The sequence below is a fragment of the Phenylobacterium sp. genome (assembly GCF_016124325.1).
GTDB lineage: Bacteria > Pseudomonadota > Alphaproteobacteria > Caulobacterales > Caulobacteraceae > Phenylobacterium.
In genome coordinates this window covers 18,683-33,535 of record NZ_WGNY01000054.1, presented here as the reverse complement: position 1 = coordinate 33,535, position 14,853 = coordinate 18,683, and the positions used below count along the sequence as shown (strand labels likewise).

The window sequence follows — 14,853 nt, the reverse complement described above, 5'->3', positions numbered from 1 at the left end:
GGGCACGGCCCTGTTCGACATCGAGCGCATCGAGGTGCTGAAGGGCCCGCAGGGCACGCTGTTCGGCCGCAACTCCACCGGCGGCGCGGTCAGCATCGTCAGCCGCAAGCCCTCGGGCGACTTCCGCCTGCGCCAGACGGTCGGCGTGCGCAACTTCAACGGCTACTCCAGCGAAACCCACCTGGACCTGCCGGAGTGGAACGACATCAGCGTCAAGCTGGACGGCGTGATCGTCCGCCGCGACGGCACCACCGAAAACCCGCTGCAGAGCGCCGAGGACTTCAACAAGCTCGACCGCCGGGGCGTCCACCTCGCCGCCCTGTGGAAGCCGACCTCGACCTTCAACGCCCAGCTCGACTTCGACGTCTCGCGCGACAACACCACGTCCTACTACGTCCAGCTCCTCGAGCTGAACCCGGCCTCCCCCTACAAGCAGGCGCCGCTGGTGCAGGTGCAGCCCGACCGCGCGGACACCGCCGACATCGGCGTTCCCGAGCAGGACAGCGTCGGCAAGGTCCAGGGCTGGGCGCTGCACGCCGACTGGTCGCCGATGGAGAACGTCGAGGTCCGCTCGATCAGCTCGTATCGCCGCATCAGCCAGAGCCAGTACGACAACGGCATCGGCGCCCACGCCGGCGTCTTCATCCCCAACGCCAAGTTCGCCCGCTACAGCCTGGCCTCGCTGCGCCAGCAGCAGTGGAGCCAGGAGTTCCAGCTGCTCGGGAAGGTGGGCCAGATCGACTACGTGGCCGGCCTCTACTACTACCACGAGCGCGGCGACGACGACGCCTGGACGCCCAACTCGGCCCAGTGGAACGCCACGGGCACGGTGGCCACCCCGCTGCCCACGCTGGAAGCCGGCGCCCAGACCCCCTTCCCCGACCGGGCCAGCAACGCCAAGGCCGACAGCTATGCGGGCTTCGGCCAGGCCACCTGGACGCCGGAGATGCTGGACCAGCGCCTGCACCTGACGGTCGGCGCCCGCTGGACCCACGACAAGAAGAGCGGGACGCTGTTCAAGGTGAACGGCGCCAATACGAACTACACCTTCGACTTCTCGGACAGCCGGGTGGACCCCGCCGTGGTCGTGGCGTTCGACGCGACCGAGACCGTGAACCTCTACGCCAAGTGGGGCACCGCCTATCGCGCGGGCGGCGCCAATTCCCGCTCCATCAGCTACCGCGCCTTCGGCCCCGAGGAGGTCAGCGCCTACGAGGCCGGCTTCAAGAGCGAGTTCTGGGATCACCGGGCGCGGCTGAACGTGGCCGCCTACACCACCCGCTACAGCGACATCCAGATCGACTTCTCGGCGGTGAACCTCAACAACAGCAACCGGGGCACGCTGGAGACGGTCAACGCGCCCGGCCACGGCACGATCAAGGGCCTGGAGATCGAGGCCTTCGTCGCGCCGATCGACGGCCTGACGCTGTCGGCCAGCTACGCCTACACCAAGGGCGACCTGCCCCAGGCTGCCAATCCCTTCGCGGGCGACAAGCTGCAGGACGTCTACATCGTCTACACGCCCAAGAACGCCTGGAGCGTCTCGGCCGACTACGTCTGGCCGCTGTCGATGGGCGTGCTGAAGGCCCACATCGACGCCAACATCGCCGACGGCTACCGCTGGTCGTCGGGCGAGAACACCTTCACCGACGACTCGGTGATCGTGAACGGGCGCCTCTCGCTCGCCGAGATCCCGCTGCGCAGCGAGGCCACGCTGCAGCTCTCGCTCTGGGCCCGGAACCTCTTCGACGAGGAGCACACCTTCATCAAGAGCCGGGCCGCCTACGCCGTCCAGGGCGTGTTCGGCATCTTCAACGAGCCGCGCACCTACGGCCTCGACGCCACCGTCCAGTTCTGATCGGCCGCCACGGAGGATCGCCATGTCCCGCCGCCTCGTCGCCCTCGCCCTCTCGATCGCGCTCCTGCCCCTGGCCGCGCCGGCCCGGGCGGAGGTCTCGGCCGCCGCCGCCATGCGCGCCGAACCGGGCAAGGTCGTCGTCACCTGGCAGGCCAAGGGGCCCGTCGACGTCTTCGTCTCCGACGATCCGGCCGCCGACGTGGCCCACGCCACACGCGTCTCCGACGACGACAAGGACGGCCGCTTCGAGGCGCCGGCCGACGCCCTGGCGCGGCCCTACTTCCTCCTGCGCGACGAGGCCGACGGCAAGGTCACGCGGGTCGGCGAGCGCCTGCTGCCTCTCCTGCAGGGCTCCAACTTCCGCGACCTGGGCGGCTATCCGGCCGCGGGCGGCAGGCACGTGAAGTGGGGGCTCTTCTTCCGCTCGGGCGCCACGCCGCTGCTGACCCGCGAGGACGCGGCGAAGATCCAGGCCCTGGGTCTCCACGAGATGGTCGACCTGCGCTCCAACGAGGAGCGGGTGCTGGCCCCATCGAAGATCGAGGGCGTCGAGTACGTCGCCGTCGGCTACTCGATGACCAACCTGATGCCCAAGGGCGCGATCACCGCCGACCGGATGGCCGCCCTCTACCAGGGCTTCCCCGACCTCCTGAAGCCGCAGCTGAAGATCCTGTTCGCCGACCTCGTCCGGGGCGACGGGCCGGTGGTCTACAACTGCTCGGCCGGCCAGGACCGCACCGGCTTCGCCACCGCCCTGATCCTCTCGGCCCTGGGCGTCCCGCGCGACGTGATCGTCGCCGACTACCACCTCTCCACCGAATACCGCCGCCCCGAGTTCGAAATGCCGAAGATCGATCCGGCCATGGCCGCCTCCAACCCGACGGCGGCGATGTTCGCCAGCTTCCAGAAGGATCCGAACGCGGCCAAGCCGATGCCGCTCTACAGCGCCGAGCACCGCTCCCTGATCCTCTACGCGCTGGACGCGGTGGAGCAGCGCTACGGCTCGGTCGAAGCCTATCTCGACAAGGAACTGGGCGTCTCCGCCGCCGATATCGAAAAGCTGCGGGCCGAATATCTCGAATAGGGCTCAGCCGCCCTCCACGCGCCGCGCGGTGATCAGCACCTCGAGCTGGTCGTTGCGCGGATTGGCGAAGTCCAGGCGGATGCGGCCGTCCGGCGTCCGGCTCACCACCGCCGGCGCCGCCGAGTGGGTCAGCGCCCAGCCGGCCGGCAGCACCACGGCGTTCGCCGGCCGCCCGAAGGTGCGCTCGAAGACCAGTTCGTCCCCCACCAGCCGATAGCGTCCCGGGTCGGTGTAGGTCTCCGACATGCGCAGCCGGATCGACTGGCCGGGCTTCAGGGGCGCGAAGTCGAAGACCACCACCTCGGCGGCGTCGCCCATCTCGGCCAATTCGGGCTCGTCGAGGCCTGCGGCCTTGATCGCGGGCCCCTTCAGGTGGCGCGCCGGGATCGCCTCGCCGGTGTCGAGATTGCGCGCTGACGGATCGGCCGCCGTGCTGCCCGGCCGCACCACGTTCACATAGCGCCCCACGCCGGGCCGGGTCTCGGTGTAGTCGTGGTAGAGGTCGAAGGCGTGCGTCTCGGGCGGGCGCAGGAAATAGACGATGTCGCGGGTCTGGATCGCGCGCTCGGCCAGGCGTCGCGCTTCCAGGCTGGACGCCCCCGCCGCGATGCGTCCCGGCGCGGCGCGCAGCTTCAGGGGCGCCTGGGCCGGCGTGGTGTTGAGGAAGCTGATGCGGATCCGCCCGTCGGCCTCCTGGGCCACCTGCGAGGGGTAGTTGCACGACACCAGCACATAGCCCGGCGGCAGGACGACGGCGTTGCGCTTGATGCCCAGCGGCCGGTCGAAGACGATCTCGCCGCCGTCGACGAAGTAGCTCTTGGTGTCCTCGTAGGTCTTCTCGATCAGCATCCGCGCCTCGCCGCCGTCGGCCGGCACGGGATGGGCGAGGTCGACGCGGATGTAGTCCATCGACGGATCGGCCTCGGGCAATCCGGTGGTCTTGGCTTCCTCGCCGGTGACCACCCGGAAGCTCAGGGGCTTGCCCGTGGCGCGGTCGGTCACGCTCTCGTCGGTAGCCACCGAGCCCTTGCGGATCGGGTTGAAGAAGGCCGTCGCGCCGGGGCGGACGGCGGTGATGTCGTAGACGATGCGGAACTTGCCCGATCCCGGCGCCAGCAGTTCGTAGCGGGTGTAGCCGTTCGCCTCCTGCGGCCCGGCCTTCTGCGCCAGGGCTGGGACGCCGACCGACATCGCCGCCGCCGCCAGGATCGCCGCCAAACGCCTCATCGCGCCCCTCCGAACACCGGCCCCGACTATGCCGGTCCGCCGCGCCGGCGCCAGCGGCTTCGCGCTGCGGCCCGCTCGTGCTAGGTGCGGCGCCTTCTGTCCTAGGAACCGCACCGACCCATGGCCCTGAAAGTCGCCATCGTCGGCCTGCCGAACGTCGGCAAGTCGACCCTCTTCAACGCGCTCACCCAGACCGCGGCGGCGCAGGCCGCCAACTATCCCTTCTGCACCATCGAGCCCAACGTGGGCGACGTGGCCGTGCCCGAGCCGCGCCTCGACAAGCTGGCCGCCGTCATCCCGTCGAAAGAGATCATCCCGGCGCGGATCAACTTCGTCGACGTGGCCGGCCTCGTGCGCGGCGCGTCCAAGGGCGAGGGCCTGGGCAACCAGTTCCTGGGCAACATCCGCGACTGCGACGCCATCGCCTTCGTCGCCCGCTGCTTCGTCGACGACGACGTCACCCACGTAGAGGGCAAGGTCGATCCCCTGGCCGACCTCGACACCATCGACACCGAACTGATGCTGGCCGACCTCGAGAGCCTGGAAAAGCGGGTCGTCAACCTCGAGAAGCGCGCCAAGGTGGGCGACAAGGACGCCGCGACCACCCTGCGGCTCGTGAACCTCGCGCTCGCCGAGCTGAACGCCGGCCGGCCCGCGCGGGTGGCGAAGGTCCCCGCCGAGGACGAGAAGGCCTGGCGCATGCTCCAGCTCCTCACCTCGAAGCCGGCCCTCTACGTGGCCAATGTCGACGAGGCCTCGGCCGCCGAGGGCAACGCCCTGTCGAAGCAGGTGCAGGAGCGCGCGGCCAAGGACGGCGCCGACAGCGTCGTCATCTCCGCCAAGATCGAGAGCGAGATCGCCATGCTCGACGCCGGCGAGCGCGGCGAGTTCCTGGAGACGCTCGGCCTGGCCGAACCCGGCCTGAACCGCCTGATCCGCGAGGCCTACCACCTGCTCGGCCTGCAGACCTACTTCACCGTGGGCCCCAAGGAGGCGCGCGCCTGGACCATCCACAAGGGCGACACCGCCCCCCAGGCCGCCGGCGTCATCCACACCGACTTCGAGAAGGGCTTCATCCGGGCTGAAACCATCGCCTACGATGACTATGTCCGGTTGGGCGGCGAGGCCGGCGCGCGCGAGGCGGGCCGGATGCGCTCCGAAGGCAAGGAATACGTCGTCCAGGACGGCGATGTGATGAACTTCCGCTTCAACGTCTGACGACGCAGGCGCACGGCGGACCCAAGGGAGGGATTGGAATGGCCGAGACGATCACGCTGGCGGGGGCCGACGGCTTCCAGTTCTCGGCCTACCACGAGCAGGCGTTCACGCCCCACAAGGGCGGCGTGATCGTCATCCAGGAGATCTTCGGCATCGACCGCCACGTCCGCGCCGACGTCGAGCGGTGGGCCAAGATGGGCTACGAGGCCCTGGCCCCGGCCCTGTTCGACCGCCTGGAGCGCGACTTCCACGCCGAGCACGACGACGCGGGCATCAAGGCCGGCATCGACAAGGCCCGCGCCACGCCGCTGGAACAGGCGCTGGGCGACATCGCCGCCTGCCGCGACTTCCTCAACAAGCACGGCGGCAAGGTCCACGTGGTGGGCTACTGCTACGGCGGCTCGCTGGCCTGGCTCGCCGCCTGCCGCGTCGACGGCATCGCCTCGGCGTCCAGCTACTACGGCAGCATGGTCAAGCAGTTCGCCGCCGAGACGCCCAAGTGCCCGGTGATCGTCCACCTTGGCCGCACCGACCCCGGCATCCACGCCGACGAAGTCGAGGCCGAGGTGCACAAGCACCACCCGGACCTGCCGGTCTACATCTACGAAGGCGCCGGCCACGGCTTCAACAACGAGAGCCCCGAGCGCTACGCCGAGGAAGCCGCCGACCTCGCCCGCCACCGGACCCTGCAGCTCTTCGACGAGACCTGAGCGTGGCGTTCGCGGGCGAAACGATCCGCCTGACGAGCCCGCTCGACGGCTTCGAATTCGACGCCTACCGCGTCCGGCCCGACGACGCGCGGCGCGGCGGCCTGCTGCTGATCCAGGAGATCTTCGGCGTCACCGACCACATCCGCGAGCTGTGCGACGGCTTCGCCGCCGACGGCTACGAGGTGATCGCTCCGGCCTTCTACGACCGCCTGGAGCGCGGCTTCGCCTGCGACTACGCCGAGGCCTCGATCCAGCAGGGCGTGAAGTACTCCCAGGCGACGCCGTGGGCCCAGGTGGCCGCCGACGCCCAGGCCGCCCTGGACGCCCTTCAGGGGCCCAGGTTCGTCACCGGCTACTGCTGGGGCGGGGCGGCGACCTGGCTGGTCGCCTGCCGCTGCGAGGGCGTCTCGGCCGCCGCCTGCTTCTACGGCCGCCGGATCAGCGAACTGGTCGACGAGACGCCGCGCTGCCCGACCATCCTGCACTTCGGCAAGACCGACGCCTCGATCCCGATGGAGAAGGTGGACGAGATCCGCGAACGCCATCCGGACCTGCCGATCTACCTCTACGACGCCGGCCACGGCTTCGTGTCGGACCGGCGGCGCGACTACCACGAGGACTCCGCCCGCCTCGCCCGCCTGCGCACCCTGCAGGTCTTCGCGCGCAACGGCGGCGGCCGGGGCGAGGCCTAAAGCAGGTCGGCGACGGCGGGGTCGGGATAGACCGTTCCCGCGACCTTGCCCCCCAGGACGAACCGCAATCCGTGCGCGTCGTAGAAGGCCCGCAGCGCCTCGGCCACGGCGTCGTCGCTCCCCTCGTCGGCCTCGAAGCGGGCGATGGCGGCGAAGTCGATCCCGCTGGCGTCGCGCAGCGCCCCCCGCGTCAGGTCGAGGAAGCCGCGGGCGATCGCGCTCTGGCTGGCCAGCAGGACCGGATGGTCCCGCCCCCGCCCCTCGCCCATCCGGCGCACGCCGCCGCGCCCCTCGCCCCGGTCCACCGTGCGGAAGCCCGCCCGCATGGCCAGGGCGCGGATCACCCAGGCGAAGTCCGGGTCGTCGCCGAGATCGCCGGCCTCGTACTGCGCGATGCGCTGCGGCGACACGTGTCCGATTTCGCGCGCCAGCTGATCGACCGACAGGTTCGAGGCCACCCGGCAGATCCGGCAGCAGCGCGGCGTCATGTTGAGACTCAGCCCGACACCTCGATTTCCTTGCGCACCTCGGGATGCCGCTCCAGCACCCGCACCAGAGCCGCCTGGGCCGCGAGGATGCCTATTCCGGCGGCATAGGCCGAGAAGACCCCGGCCGGATAGGGGCTGCCCGGCACGGCCGTGGCGATTTGCCAGTACATGAAGCCGGCCGCTGCGGCCGGCAAGGCGAGGCCGCCCAGGATCGATCGGGCCGTCTGGCCGAAGCCGGCCTGGAAGCTCATCCAGACGTAGCGCGTCAGCGGCCGGCGCAGGGCCCCGATCAGGAGCGGCAAGGCCAGGGAGAGGGTGAGGAACACCGCCGGCCAGAGGAGCGTGCGCTGGGCGATGGAAACCGCCGTCATCGGCAGGGTGGCGAACGCGTGCACCACGGCGCCGGCATAGATCAGCGCCGAGGTCGCGACGGCAAGGTCCTCGGTGCGCTTGAAGTTGCGCCAGGCAGGCGTGTGGGGCATGGCCCTATGTAGGGGCTCGCATCGGGCGGGGATAAGGCGAAACGCGCCCAACCCGCGTTATGGTCGGCCGTGGCGCGCTTGAGTCTCATATCCGGGCCGATCCTGGCGATCCTCGCGGCGGCCGCCCCGATGGCGGCGCGGGCCGGCGAGGCGGCCTGCCGCTTCGAAAAGGGGGTGATCGTCGTACCCGCCGAAGTGGCCGGGATCGGCGGCGAATACATCCTCGACACCGGCGCCGCCCAGACCGCCCTGCACGAGACCAAGGCCGAGGCCGAAGGCATCTCCGAGACCGCCCTTTCCGGCGACGTGCGTCTGGCCGGGATCAAGGTCGTGGGCCAGGCCCTGACCGTGGAGGACCTCGACGTCCGGACCTGGAACCTGCCCACGGCGGTCGCCGGCGTCATCGGCGCCGATGTGCTGAAGGGCTTCGTGGTCGACGTGGATTTCGCCCCGTGCCGCATCCGCCTCTTCCTGCCCGGCCGGGCCCCGCCGTTCGGCGGAACCGCCCTGCCCATGAGCCTGGAGAACGGCCGTCCCGCCGTCGAGGCCGCGGCCTCCGACGGCGTGCGCGAGGTGCGCGGCCCCTTCGTGGTGGCCACCGGCGCCAATGTGCCCGTGCGGCTGGCCGACGACCTGGCCGACGCGCCGGGCGCATCCCGGCCCAGCGAGCTCTATCCCGACGGCGTGTGGCTCGCGAAACTGGTCAGCCTGACCTTTGCGGGCCTGGAGCAGCGCAACCTCGGCGCCGGGCTGATGAAGCCCGAAGGCGACGTGGCCGGCATGCTCGGAGGCGCGGCGCTGTCGCGCTTCCGCCTTCGGTTCGATTTCCCCGCCGGCCGCTTCCTCGTGGTCCGGGTCCGCTAGCTCGCCCAGGTCTTCAGGAAGTCGGCCATGTTGGGCAGCACGTCCACCGAAGCATGCAGCAGCACCACCAGCAGTAGGCTCCGCGTGCGCGCCCAGAGCGTGCCAAACAGCAGCGCCAGCGGCGACAGGGTGGCGATGGTGTAGGCGGCCACCTGCACGGGATCGGTCGACCAGCCGTCGACGCCCGCGTGGCCGCGCAGATAGAGGCCCGGCAGGTGGGCCAGGGCGAAGATCACCGCGCCGAGCGTGACGGCCCCCACCTCGCTGCGCAGGACCGCCGCCAGCCGGGTCTGGAGCACGCCCCGGAACAGGAACTCCTCGCAGAGGCCGGCCTCCAGCGCGATCCAGACAAAGCTCAGGGGCGCCGCCCAGGCCAGGGTCGCGGCGCTCGCGTGGGTGGCCGCGATCTGCTTCAGGCTGGGGCTCACCACCGCCAGCAGGCCGATCAGGATGGCGCCCAGCACCAGCAGCGGCGGCCAGAAGCCCGGGCGGTTCGCGCGCGCCGCCAGCAGGGGCGCCACCCGCGCGCCCAGCGCGGTCAGCAGGAGGGCCGGCAAGGCCACGTGGACCGTCAGCTTCAGTCCCAGCACCAGCAGGTCCTGCGCCGGGCCCGGCGGGAACGCCGCCCGCGCCGCGGTCATGCCGTAGCCGAGGAAGCCCACCGCATAGGCGACCAGGAAGCCGATCACCGCCGCCAGCTCCACGGCGGGCCGCGCGACGACGATGGCCGGCGGCCGCGCGCGCCGGGTCAGGGCCCAGGCCAGCCCGCTGAGCGCCAGGCCGAAGACCGCCAGCGAGATGATCGGAAACTGCCAGTCGGCGCCCTTCGCCGCGAGATAGGCGGTCGAGCCGCCCCACAGCAGGGCGTAGAGCCCCGCGAACATCAGCGCCGACCGCTTCATGGCCAAGCTTTCCTCCCCGTCCGGCGCGGGCCTTTGGGGCGCCGGGCGGACGGCGGCAACTTATCGATTGTTCATCCGGCGCGGGCTGACAGCAAAAAGGGCCCCGGAACGCTCCGGGGCCCTCGTTGTCTCTGCCAGGCGTGACGCGGGCTAGTGCTCGACGTTGCGCCAGATGCGCCGGTAGCTGAAGTACAGCAGCACCGAGAAGATCAGCAGATAGATCATCGCGCCGAGGCCGAACTGCTTGCGCTCCATCTGCTTGGGCTCGGAGGCCCAGGCGAGGAAGGCGGCCACGTCCTTGGCCTGCTGCTCCACCGTCGACGGCGAGCCGTCGTCGAAGGTCACCTTGTCGGGCGCCAGCGGCGGCGGCATGGCGATGAAGCCGCCCACCGGCACCTTGTGGTGATCGCCGCTCCAGAACGGCGTCAGGTCGCCCGCGAAGGACTGGTTGTAGTTCTGGCCCGGATTGATCTTCAGGCCGGCCGGCGGCGCCTTGTACCCGGTCATCAGCGAGTAGATGTAGTTGGGACCGCCCGCCCGGGCCTTCACGATCACCGACAGGTCGGGCGGCAGCGCGCCGCCGTTCGAGGCCCGCGCGGCGTACTCGTTCGGGAACGGCGCCGGGAACTTGTCGGCCGGCGTGGCCGGACGCTGGATCGTGTCGCCCGTCTCGGTGTCGATGTCGTTGACCTGGATGTCCTTGGCCAGCGCCTTCACGTACGGGTTGTCGTTCGGGTTCTTATATTCCGGATCGTAGAACGGCCCGCCCGGCTGACCCAGGTTGCGGAAGTGCATCAGGTTCATCGAGTGGCAGGACGAGCAGACCTCCCGATAGACCTTGTAGCCCCGCTGGAGCTGGGCGGTGTCGAACTTCCCGAACGGCCCCTGGAAGGACCATTCGAGGTGCTTCATGACGGGCTTCTGCTCGGCCGCTGAAGCCGCCGGGGCGGCGACGACGAGCGAAAGCCCCAGCGCCGCGAGCGCGATACCTTTGCGCAGCATCTTCAGGCTCAGCCCCTCTTTTCAGGCGACGCCGTGGCGCCCGCGGGCGCGCCGGCAGGATGCGACAGGACCGGTTCGGAGATGCTCTCCGGAACAGGCAGCGGCTTCTCGGTGAGGCCGAGGATCGGCATCACCAGCAGGAAGTAGGCGAAGTAGTAGAGGGCCCCGATCCGCGACAGCCAGGTGATGCTGTTGATGTCGGAGTCCATCAGGATGAAGCCCGAGGGCTCGCCCACGATCGCCTGGTCCGGCGGGTGCGCGCCGCAGTAGCCGAGCACCAGGCAGGCCAGCAGGAAGATCGCGAGGTACAGCCGGGCCGTCGGCCGGTAGCGCATCGAGCGCACCTTGGAGGTGTCCAGCCAGGGCAGCACGAACAGCACCGCGATGGCCGAGAACATCAGCAGCACGCCCATGAGCTTGTCCGGGACGGCGCGGAGGATCGCGTAGAACGGCAGCAGGTACCATTCGGGCACGATCTCGGGCGGCGTCTGCAGCGGGTTGGCCGGAACGTAGTTGATCGCGTCGCCCAGGGAGTCGGGCATGTAGAACACGAAGACGCCGTACATCAGCAGGAACACGCTGATCGCGAAGCCGTCCTTCACCGTGTAGTACGGGTGGAACGGCACCGTGTCCTTCGGCGACTTCACATTGACGCCGGTCGGGTTGTTGTTGCCCGGCACGTGCAGCGCCCAGATGTGCAGGATCACCACGCCGGCGATCACAAACGGCATCAGGTAGTGCAGCGAGAAGAAGCGGTTAAGCGTGGGGTTGTCCACGGCGAAGCCGCCCCAGAGCAGCTTGGTGATCGCGGGCCCCACGACCGGCAGCGCGCCCAGCAGGTTGGTGATCACCACGGCGCCGTGGAAGCTCATCTGCCCCCAGGGCAGCACGTACCCGAGGAAGGCCGTGGCCATCATCAGGAGGTAGATCACGCAGCCCAGGATCCACAGCACCTCGCGCGGCGCCTTGTACGAGCCGTAGTAGAGGTTGCGGAACATGTGGACGTAGACGGCCAGGAAGAACATGGACGCGCCGTTGGCGTGCATGAACTGGATCAGCCAGCCGTAGTTCACGTCGCGGCGGATGCGCTCGACCGAGTCGAAGGCCATCGCCGCGTTCGGGATGTAGTGCATCGCCAGGACGACGCCGGTGACGATCTGGATGCCCAGCATCAGCGCCAGGATCCCGCCGAAGGTCCACCAGTAGTTCAGGTTCTTCGGCGTCGGGAAGTCGAGCGCCGTGTCCTTCATGAACCGGATGATGGGAAGCCGCGTGTCGAGCCAGCGCTCGAAGCCGGTCTTGGGTTCGTAGGTGGAATGTCCGCTCATCGGTGTCAGCCCACCTTGATCTTGGTGTCGGAGAGGAACGCGTAGTCCGGCACGTCGAGGTTGCGCGGCGCGGGGCCTTTCCGGATGCGGCCCGAGGTGTCGTAGACCGAGCCGTGGCAGGGGCAGAACCAGCCGCCGTACTCGCCGCCGCCGAAGGTCGGCACGCAGCCCAGGTGCGTACAGGTGCCGATCAGCACCAGCCACTCGGGCTTGCCCGGCTTGTGGCGGCTCTCGTCGGTCTGCGGATCGCGCAGGTCGGCGTGGTCGTCCTTGACCGCCGCGGCGATCTCGGCCGCCGTGCGGTTGCGCACGAACAGCGGCTTGCCGCGCCACTTCACGACCACCTGCTGGCCGGGCTCGACCTTGCCCAGGTCGAACTCGATCGAGGCGAGCGCGAGCGTGTCGCCGGCCGGGTTCATCTGGTCGATCAGCGGCCAGGCCAGGCCCGCGACGGCCCCGACCGCGGCCGCGCCGGCGGCGATATGGATGAAGTCGCGACGGTTCGGGTCGTCGCCCGAGGCGTGTTGGTCGGGAGTTGCGCCCACGACGGTGTCGGCCACCTTGAAGCTACCCTTCGATTGGGGCCCCGCAGCATGTCGCCCGGAAGCCCGAAGCTTTCGGCCGCCATATCCGCGCGGACGAGTCCGCGCTGGACGGGTGGCCGTTTCCGGAAGCGGTCGCGGTTTCGGCACGTCCTGCGTAGGCGATTGCGAACATCCCGTCCGCCGCTTCGCGATTCGTGCCTTGCGCCCCAGCCACTCCCGATGGCGGATGGCCTTAGAATGCGTTTGGCCCTTTTTCAACCGGACATTCCGCAAAACCTCGGCGCCGCGATCCGGCTGACCGCCTGCCTGGGCGTTGCGCTGGACGTAATCGAGCCCTGTGGCTTCCCCTTGAGCGACGCGGCGATCCGTCGCGCGGCCATGGACTACGGCGCGCTCGCCGAGGTGACCCGCCACGCCGGATGGCGCGATTTCGCCGCCCTGGAGCGGCCGGGCCGGCTGGTGCTGTTCACGACGCGCGCGGCCGAGCGGCTGCCGGATTTCCGCTTCCGGCGCGACGACGTGCTGTTGTTCGGCCGCGAAAGCGCCGGCGTTCCCGACGGCGTCCACGCCGCGGCCGATGCGCGGGTGGTCATTCCGCTGGCGGCCGGCGCCCGCTCGCTGAACGTCGTGACCGCCGCGGCCATCGCCCTCGGGGAGGCGCTCCGCCAGACGAACGGCTTCCCAACGCCCGCCCCGCCGGGCTAGCACTCCGGGCCATGACCACCGCCCCCGCCCCCACCCTTCCGGCCGAGATCCTGGACCGGCGCGCCCGCGCCAAGGACTGGTTCGAGGACCTGCAGCAACGGATCTTCGCGGCGCTGGAGCAGCTTGAGGACGAGGCGCCGACCCACCTCTACCCCGGCCCGCCGGGGCGCTTCGAGCAGCGCCCCTGGACGCGTGAGACCGGCGTCGGCGGCGGGATCGGCGGCTTCCTCAAGGGCCGCCTGTTCGAGAAGGCCGGCATCCACACCTCGGCGGCCACCGCCCGCTTCTCGCCCGAGATGGCCGCCCAGATGCCCGGCGCCGACAAGGACCCCTCCTACGTCTCGGCCAGCATCAGCCTGATCGTCCACCCGCGCTCGCCGCGCATCCCGACGGTCCACATGAACACCCGCTTCCTGTCGACGGCCGAGAGCTGGTTCGGCGGCGGCGCCGACCTGACGCCCATGCTGGACGTCCAGCGCCGCCAGGACGCGCCCGACGCCATCGCCTTCCACGCCGCCATGAAGGCCGCCTGCGACCCCTTCGATCCCGAATGGCACGCCAGGTACAAGGCCTGGTGCGACGAGTACTTCTACCTGCCGCACCGCCAGGAGCCGCGCGGCATCGGCGGCATCTTCTACGACCGGCACAACTCCGGCGATTTCGAGAAGGACTTCGCCTTCACCCGGGCGGTCGGCGAGGCGTTCCTCGACATCTACCCCAAGATCGTCCGCCCGCGGATCGGCGAGGCCTGGACCGACGACGAGCGCCAGGAGCAGCTCGTGCGCCGCGGCCGCTACGTGGAGTTCAACCTGCTCTACGACCGCGGCACGATGTTCGGCCTCAAGGCCGGCGGCAACATCGAGACCATCCTGTCCTCCATGCCGCCGATGGTGAGCTGGACGTGAGCACGCTCGCCGAACGCCTGGGCTACGGCCCCGAGGAGAAGCTGCTGATCGTCAATTGCGACGACCTGGGCTCCAGCGCCGCCGCCAACCGCGCCACGGAGGCCGCGTTCCGGGCGGGCTCGGCGACCAGCGCCACCCTGATGGTCCCCTGCCCCTGGGCGCTGGACGGCGCGGCGCGGGCCAAGGCCGCGGGCGCCGGCGTGGGCGTCCACCTCACCTTCACCTGCGAATATCCGACCTATCGCTGGCGCGCCCTGACCGGCGGGGCCTCGCTGCACGACGGCCAGGGCTACATGCCCGCCACCGCCGAGGCGGTCTGGGCCCAGGCCGACCTCGACGAGGTGCGCGCCGAGTGCCGGGCCCAGATCGACCAGGCGCTGGCGTGGGGCGTCGACGTCACCCACCTCGACACGCACATGGGGGTGATGCAGCTCGACCCCCCCTATTTCGACATCTACGTCGACCTGGCGGCCGAGTACGGCCTGCCGCTGCGCATGGCCGGCGCCAAGGCCGAGGCCCGGATCGGCATCGCGGGCCGGGCGTTGGCCGCCGAGCGGCGGATCGTCTTCCCCGACCACATGACCTCCACGTCCCTGCAGATGGCGGCCGGCGGCCGCACCTTCGACGACGTGCTCGCGGGCCTGAGGCCGGGCGTCACCGAGGTGTTCTTCCATCCCGTCGAGGAAGGCCCGGAGCTCCGCGCCTACGACCCCGACCTGCCCGACGGCCGGATCGCCGACCACCTGCTGCTCACCGATCCCGTCCTGCCCGCCCGCATCGCCGCGGCGGGCGCCACCCTGATCAGCTTCAAGCCGCTGCGCGACCTGCAGCGGGCCCACTGAG

Annotated in this window: 16 protein-coding genes; 9 read left to right on the top strand and 7 right to left on the bottom strand. The window is 70.3% G+C overall.

Going from position 1 to position 14,853, the window contains the following annotated elements; translation table 11 throughout:
* The coding region (locus tag GC203_RS23325) for a TonB-dependent receptor (RefSeq protein WP_293459340.1) at window positions 1–1,858 on the top strand (1,858 nt) is incomplete at its 5' end.
* Window positions 1,859–1,880: 22 nt separating this feature from the next.
* Entirely contained in the window at window positions 1,881–2,942 is a 1,062-nt protein-coding gene (locus tag GC203_RS23320; RefSeq protein ID WP_293459338.1) for a tyrosine-protein phosphatase, read from the top strand.
* A 3-nt stretch (window positions 2,943–2,945) separates the two neighbouring features.
* Here GC203_RS23320 and GC203_RS23315 read toward each other — a convergent pair whose 3' ends face one another.
* Window positions 2,946–4,169: a hypothetical protein gene (locus GC203_RS23315; protein ID WP_293459336.1), complete on the bottom strand. Its 1,224-nt coding sequence runs from the start codon at window positions 4,167–4,169 to the stop codon at window positions 2,946–2,948.
* A gap of 120 nt (window positions 4,170–4,289) precedes the next feature.
* On the opposite strand from GC203_RS23315, the gene ychF reads away from it, so the two are divergent.
* The 3 genes from ychF to GC203_RS23300 are packed head-to-tail and all read left to right on the top strand — an operon-like array spanning window position 4,290 to window position 6,789.
* Window positions 4,290–5,387, top strand: coding sequence for a redox-regulated ATPase YchF (gene ychF / locus GC203_RS23310; RefSeq protein WP_293459335.1), 1,098 nt, complete (start codon window positions 4,290–4,292; stop codon window positions 5,385–5,387).
* Window positions 5,388–5,425: 38 nt separating this feature from the next.
* Window positions 5,426–6,097 (top strand): dienelactone hydrolase family protein, encoded by a 672-nt coding sequence (locus GC203_RS23305; protein ID WP_293459333.1) that lies wholly within the window; start codon window positions 5,426–5,428, stop codon window positions 6,095–6,097.
* Between the two features lie 2 nt (window positions 6,098–6,099).
* Complete coding sequence (locus GC203_RS23300) at window positions 6,100–6,789, top strand: dienelactone hydrolase family protein (RefSeq protein WP_293459331.1); 690 nt, start codon at window positions 6,100–6,102, stop codon at window positions 6,787–6,789.
* Here the strand turns inward: GC203_RS23300 and GC203_RS23295 are convergent.
* Together GC203_RS23295 and GC203_RS23290 are read right to left on the bottom strand one after the other, a co-directional pair.
* Window positions 6,786–7,277, bottom strand: a complete 492-nt coding sequence (locus tag GC203_RS23295) for a helix-turn-helix transcriptional regulator (RefSeq protein ID WP_293459329.1) — start codon at window positions 7,275–7,277, stop codon at window positions 6,786–6,788. The genes GC203_RS23300 and GC203_RS23295 overlap by 4 nt on opposite strands.
* An 8-nt stretch (window positions 7,278–7,285) precedes the next feature.
* Window positions 7,286–7,759 (bottom strand): hypothetical protein, encoded by a 474-nt coding sequence (locus GC203_RS23290; protein ID WP_293459328.1) that lies wholly within the window; start codon window positions 7,757–7,759, stop codon window positions 7,286–7,288.
* Window positions 7,760–7,837: 78 nt separating this feature from the next.
* On the opposite strand from GC203_RS23290, the gene GC203_RS23285 reads away from it, so the two are divergent.
* The gene (locus GC203_RS23285; RefSeq protein WP_293459327.1) at window positions 7,838–8,623 is read left to right on the top strand and encodes a hypothetical protein; all 786 of its coding nucleotides are present in this window, start codon (window positions 7,838–7,840) and stop codon (window positions 8,621–8,623) included.
* Here GC203_RS23285 and GC203_RS23280 read toward each other — a convergent pair.
* The 4 genes from GC203_RS23280 to petA all read right to left on the bottom strand — a co-directional run bounded on the left by GC203_RS23280 (window position 8,620) and on the right by petA (window position 12,415).
* Window positions 8,620–9,525, bottom strand: a complete 906-nt coding sequence (locus tag GC203_RS23280; protein ID WP_293459326.1) for a CPBP family intramembrane glutamic endopeptidase — start codon at window positions 9,523–9,525, stop codon at window positions 8,620–8,622. The two genes, GC203_RS23285 and GC203_RS23280, sit on opposite strands and share 4 nt — an antisense overlap.
* A gap of 150 nt (window positions 9,526–9,675) precedes the next feature.
* Entirely contained in the window at window positions 9,676–10,527 is an 852-nt protein-coding gene (locus tag GC203_RS23275; RefSeq protein WP_293459325.1) for a cytochrome c1, read from the bottom strand.
* An 8-nt stretch (window positions 10,528–10,535) separates the two neighbouring features.
* Window positions 10,536–11,855 carry a cytochrome b N-terminal domain-containing protein gene (locus GC203_RS23270; protein ID WP_293459324.1) on the bottom strand — a complete coding sequence of 440 codons (1,320 nt, stop codon included), beginning with the start codon at window positions 11,853–11,855 and terminating at the stop codon, window positions 10,536–10,538.
* 5 nt (window positions 11,856–11,860) lie between these two features.
* On the bottom strand, window positions 11,861–12,415 hold the full coding sequence (petA, locus tag GC203_RS23265) for a ubiquinol-cytochrome c reductase iron-sulfur subunit (RefSeq protein WP_293459322.1): 555 nt from the start codon (window positions 12,413–12,415) through the stop codon (window positions 11,861–11,863).
* 222 nt (window positions 12,416–12,637) lie between these two features.
* Between petA and GC203_RS23260 the strand changes: the two genes are divergently transcribed.
* The 3 genes from GC203_RS23260 to GC203_RS23250 are packed head-to-tail and all read left to right on the top strand — an operon-like array spanning window position 12,638 to window position 14,852.
* On the top strand, window positions 12,638–13,105 hold the full coding sequence (locus GC203_RS23260) for a tRNA (cytidine(34)-2'-O)-methyltransferase (RefSeq protein ID WP_293459320.1): 468 nt from the start codon (window positions 12,638–12,640) through the stop codon (window positions 13,103–13,105).
* Window positions 13,106–13,116: 11 nt separating this feature from the next.
* A complete protein-coding gene (gene hemF / locus GC203_RS23255; protein ID WP_293459319.1) occupies window positions 13,117–14,010 on the top strand; it encodes an oxygen-dependent coproporphyrinogen oxidase in 894 nt (297 codons plus the stop codon).
* Window positions 14,007–14,852: a ChbG/HpnK family deacetylase gene (locus GC203_RS23250; protein WP_293459317.1), complete on the top strand. Its 846-nt coding sequence runs from the start codon at window positions 14,007–14,009 to the stop codon at window positions 14,850–14,852. Before hemF ends, GC203_RS23250 begins: the two co-directional genes overlap by 4 nt.
* The last annotated feature ends 1 nt before the right edge of the window (window position 14,853 follow it).

Coding starts and splice junctions, on each gene's coding strand:
- GC203_RS23295 (WP_293459329.1), bottom strand. CDS start 7,277: ATGACGCCGCGCTGCTGCCGGATCTGCCGGGTGGCCTCGAACCTGTCG.
- GC203_RS23320 (WP_293459338.1), top strand. CDS start 1,881: ATGTCCCGCCGCCTCGTCGCCCTCGCCCTCTCGATCGCGCTCCTGCCC.
- GC203_RS23280 (WP_293459326.1), bottom strand. CDS start 9,525: ATGAAGCGGTCGGCGCTGATGTTCGCGGGGCTCTACGCCCTGCTGTGG.
- GC203_RS23305 (WP_293459333.1), top strand. CDS start 5,426: ATGGCCGAGACGATCACGCTGGCGGGGGCCGACGGCTTCCAGTTCTCG.
- hemF (WP_293459319.1), top strand. CDS start 13,117: ATGACCACCGCCCCCGCCCCCACCCTTCCGGCCGAGATCCTGGACCGG.
- GC203_RS23270 (WP_293459324.1), bottom strand. CDS start 11,855: ATGAGCGGACATTCCACCTACGAACCCAAGACCGGCTTCGAGCGCTGG.
- GC203_RS23275 (WP_293459325.1), bottom strand. CDS start 10,527: ATGCTGCGCAAAGGTATCGCGCTCGCGGCGCTGGGGCTTTCGCTCGTC.
- GC203_RS23290 (WP_293459328.1), bottom strand. CDS start 7,759: ATGCCCCACACGCCTGCCTGGCGCAACTTCAAGCGCACCGAGGACCTT.
- GC203_RS23260 (WP_293459320.1), top strand. CDS start 12,638: ATGCGTTTGGCCCTTTTTCAACCGGACATTCCGCAAAACCTCGGCGCC.
- ychF (WP_293459335.1), top strand. CDS start 4,290: ATGGCCCTGAAAGTCGCCATCGTCGGCCTGCCGAACGTCGGCAAGTCG.
- GC203_RS23315 (WP_293459336.1), bottom strand. CDS start 4,169: ATGAGGCGTTTGGCGGCGATCCTGGCGGCGGCGGCGATGTCGGTCGGC.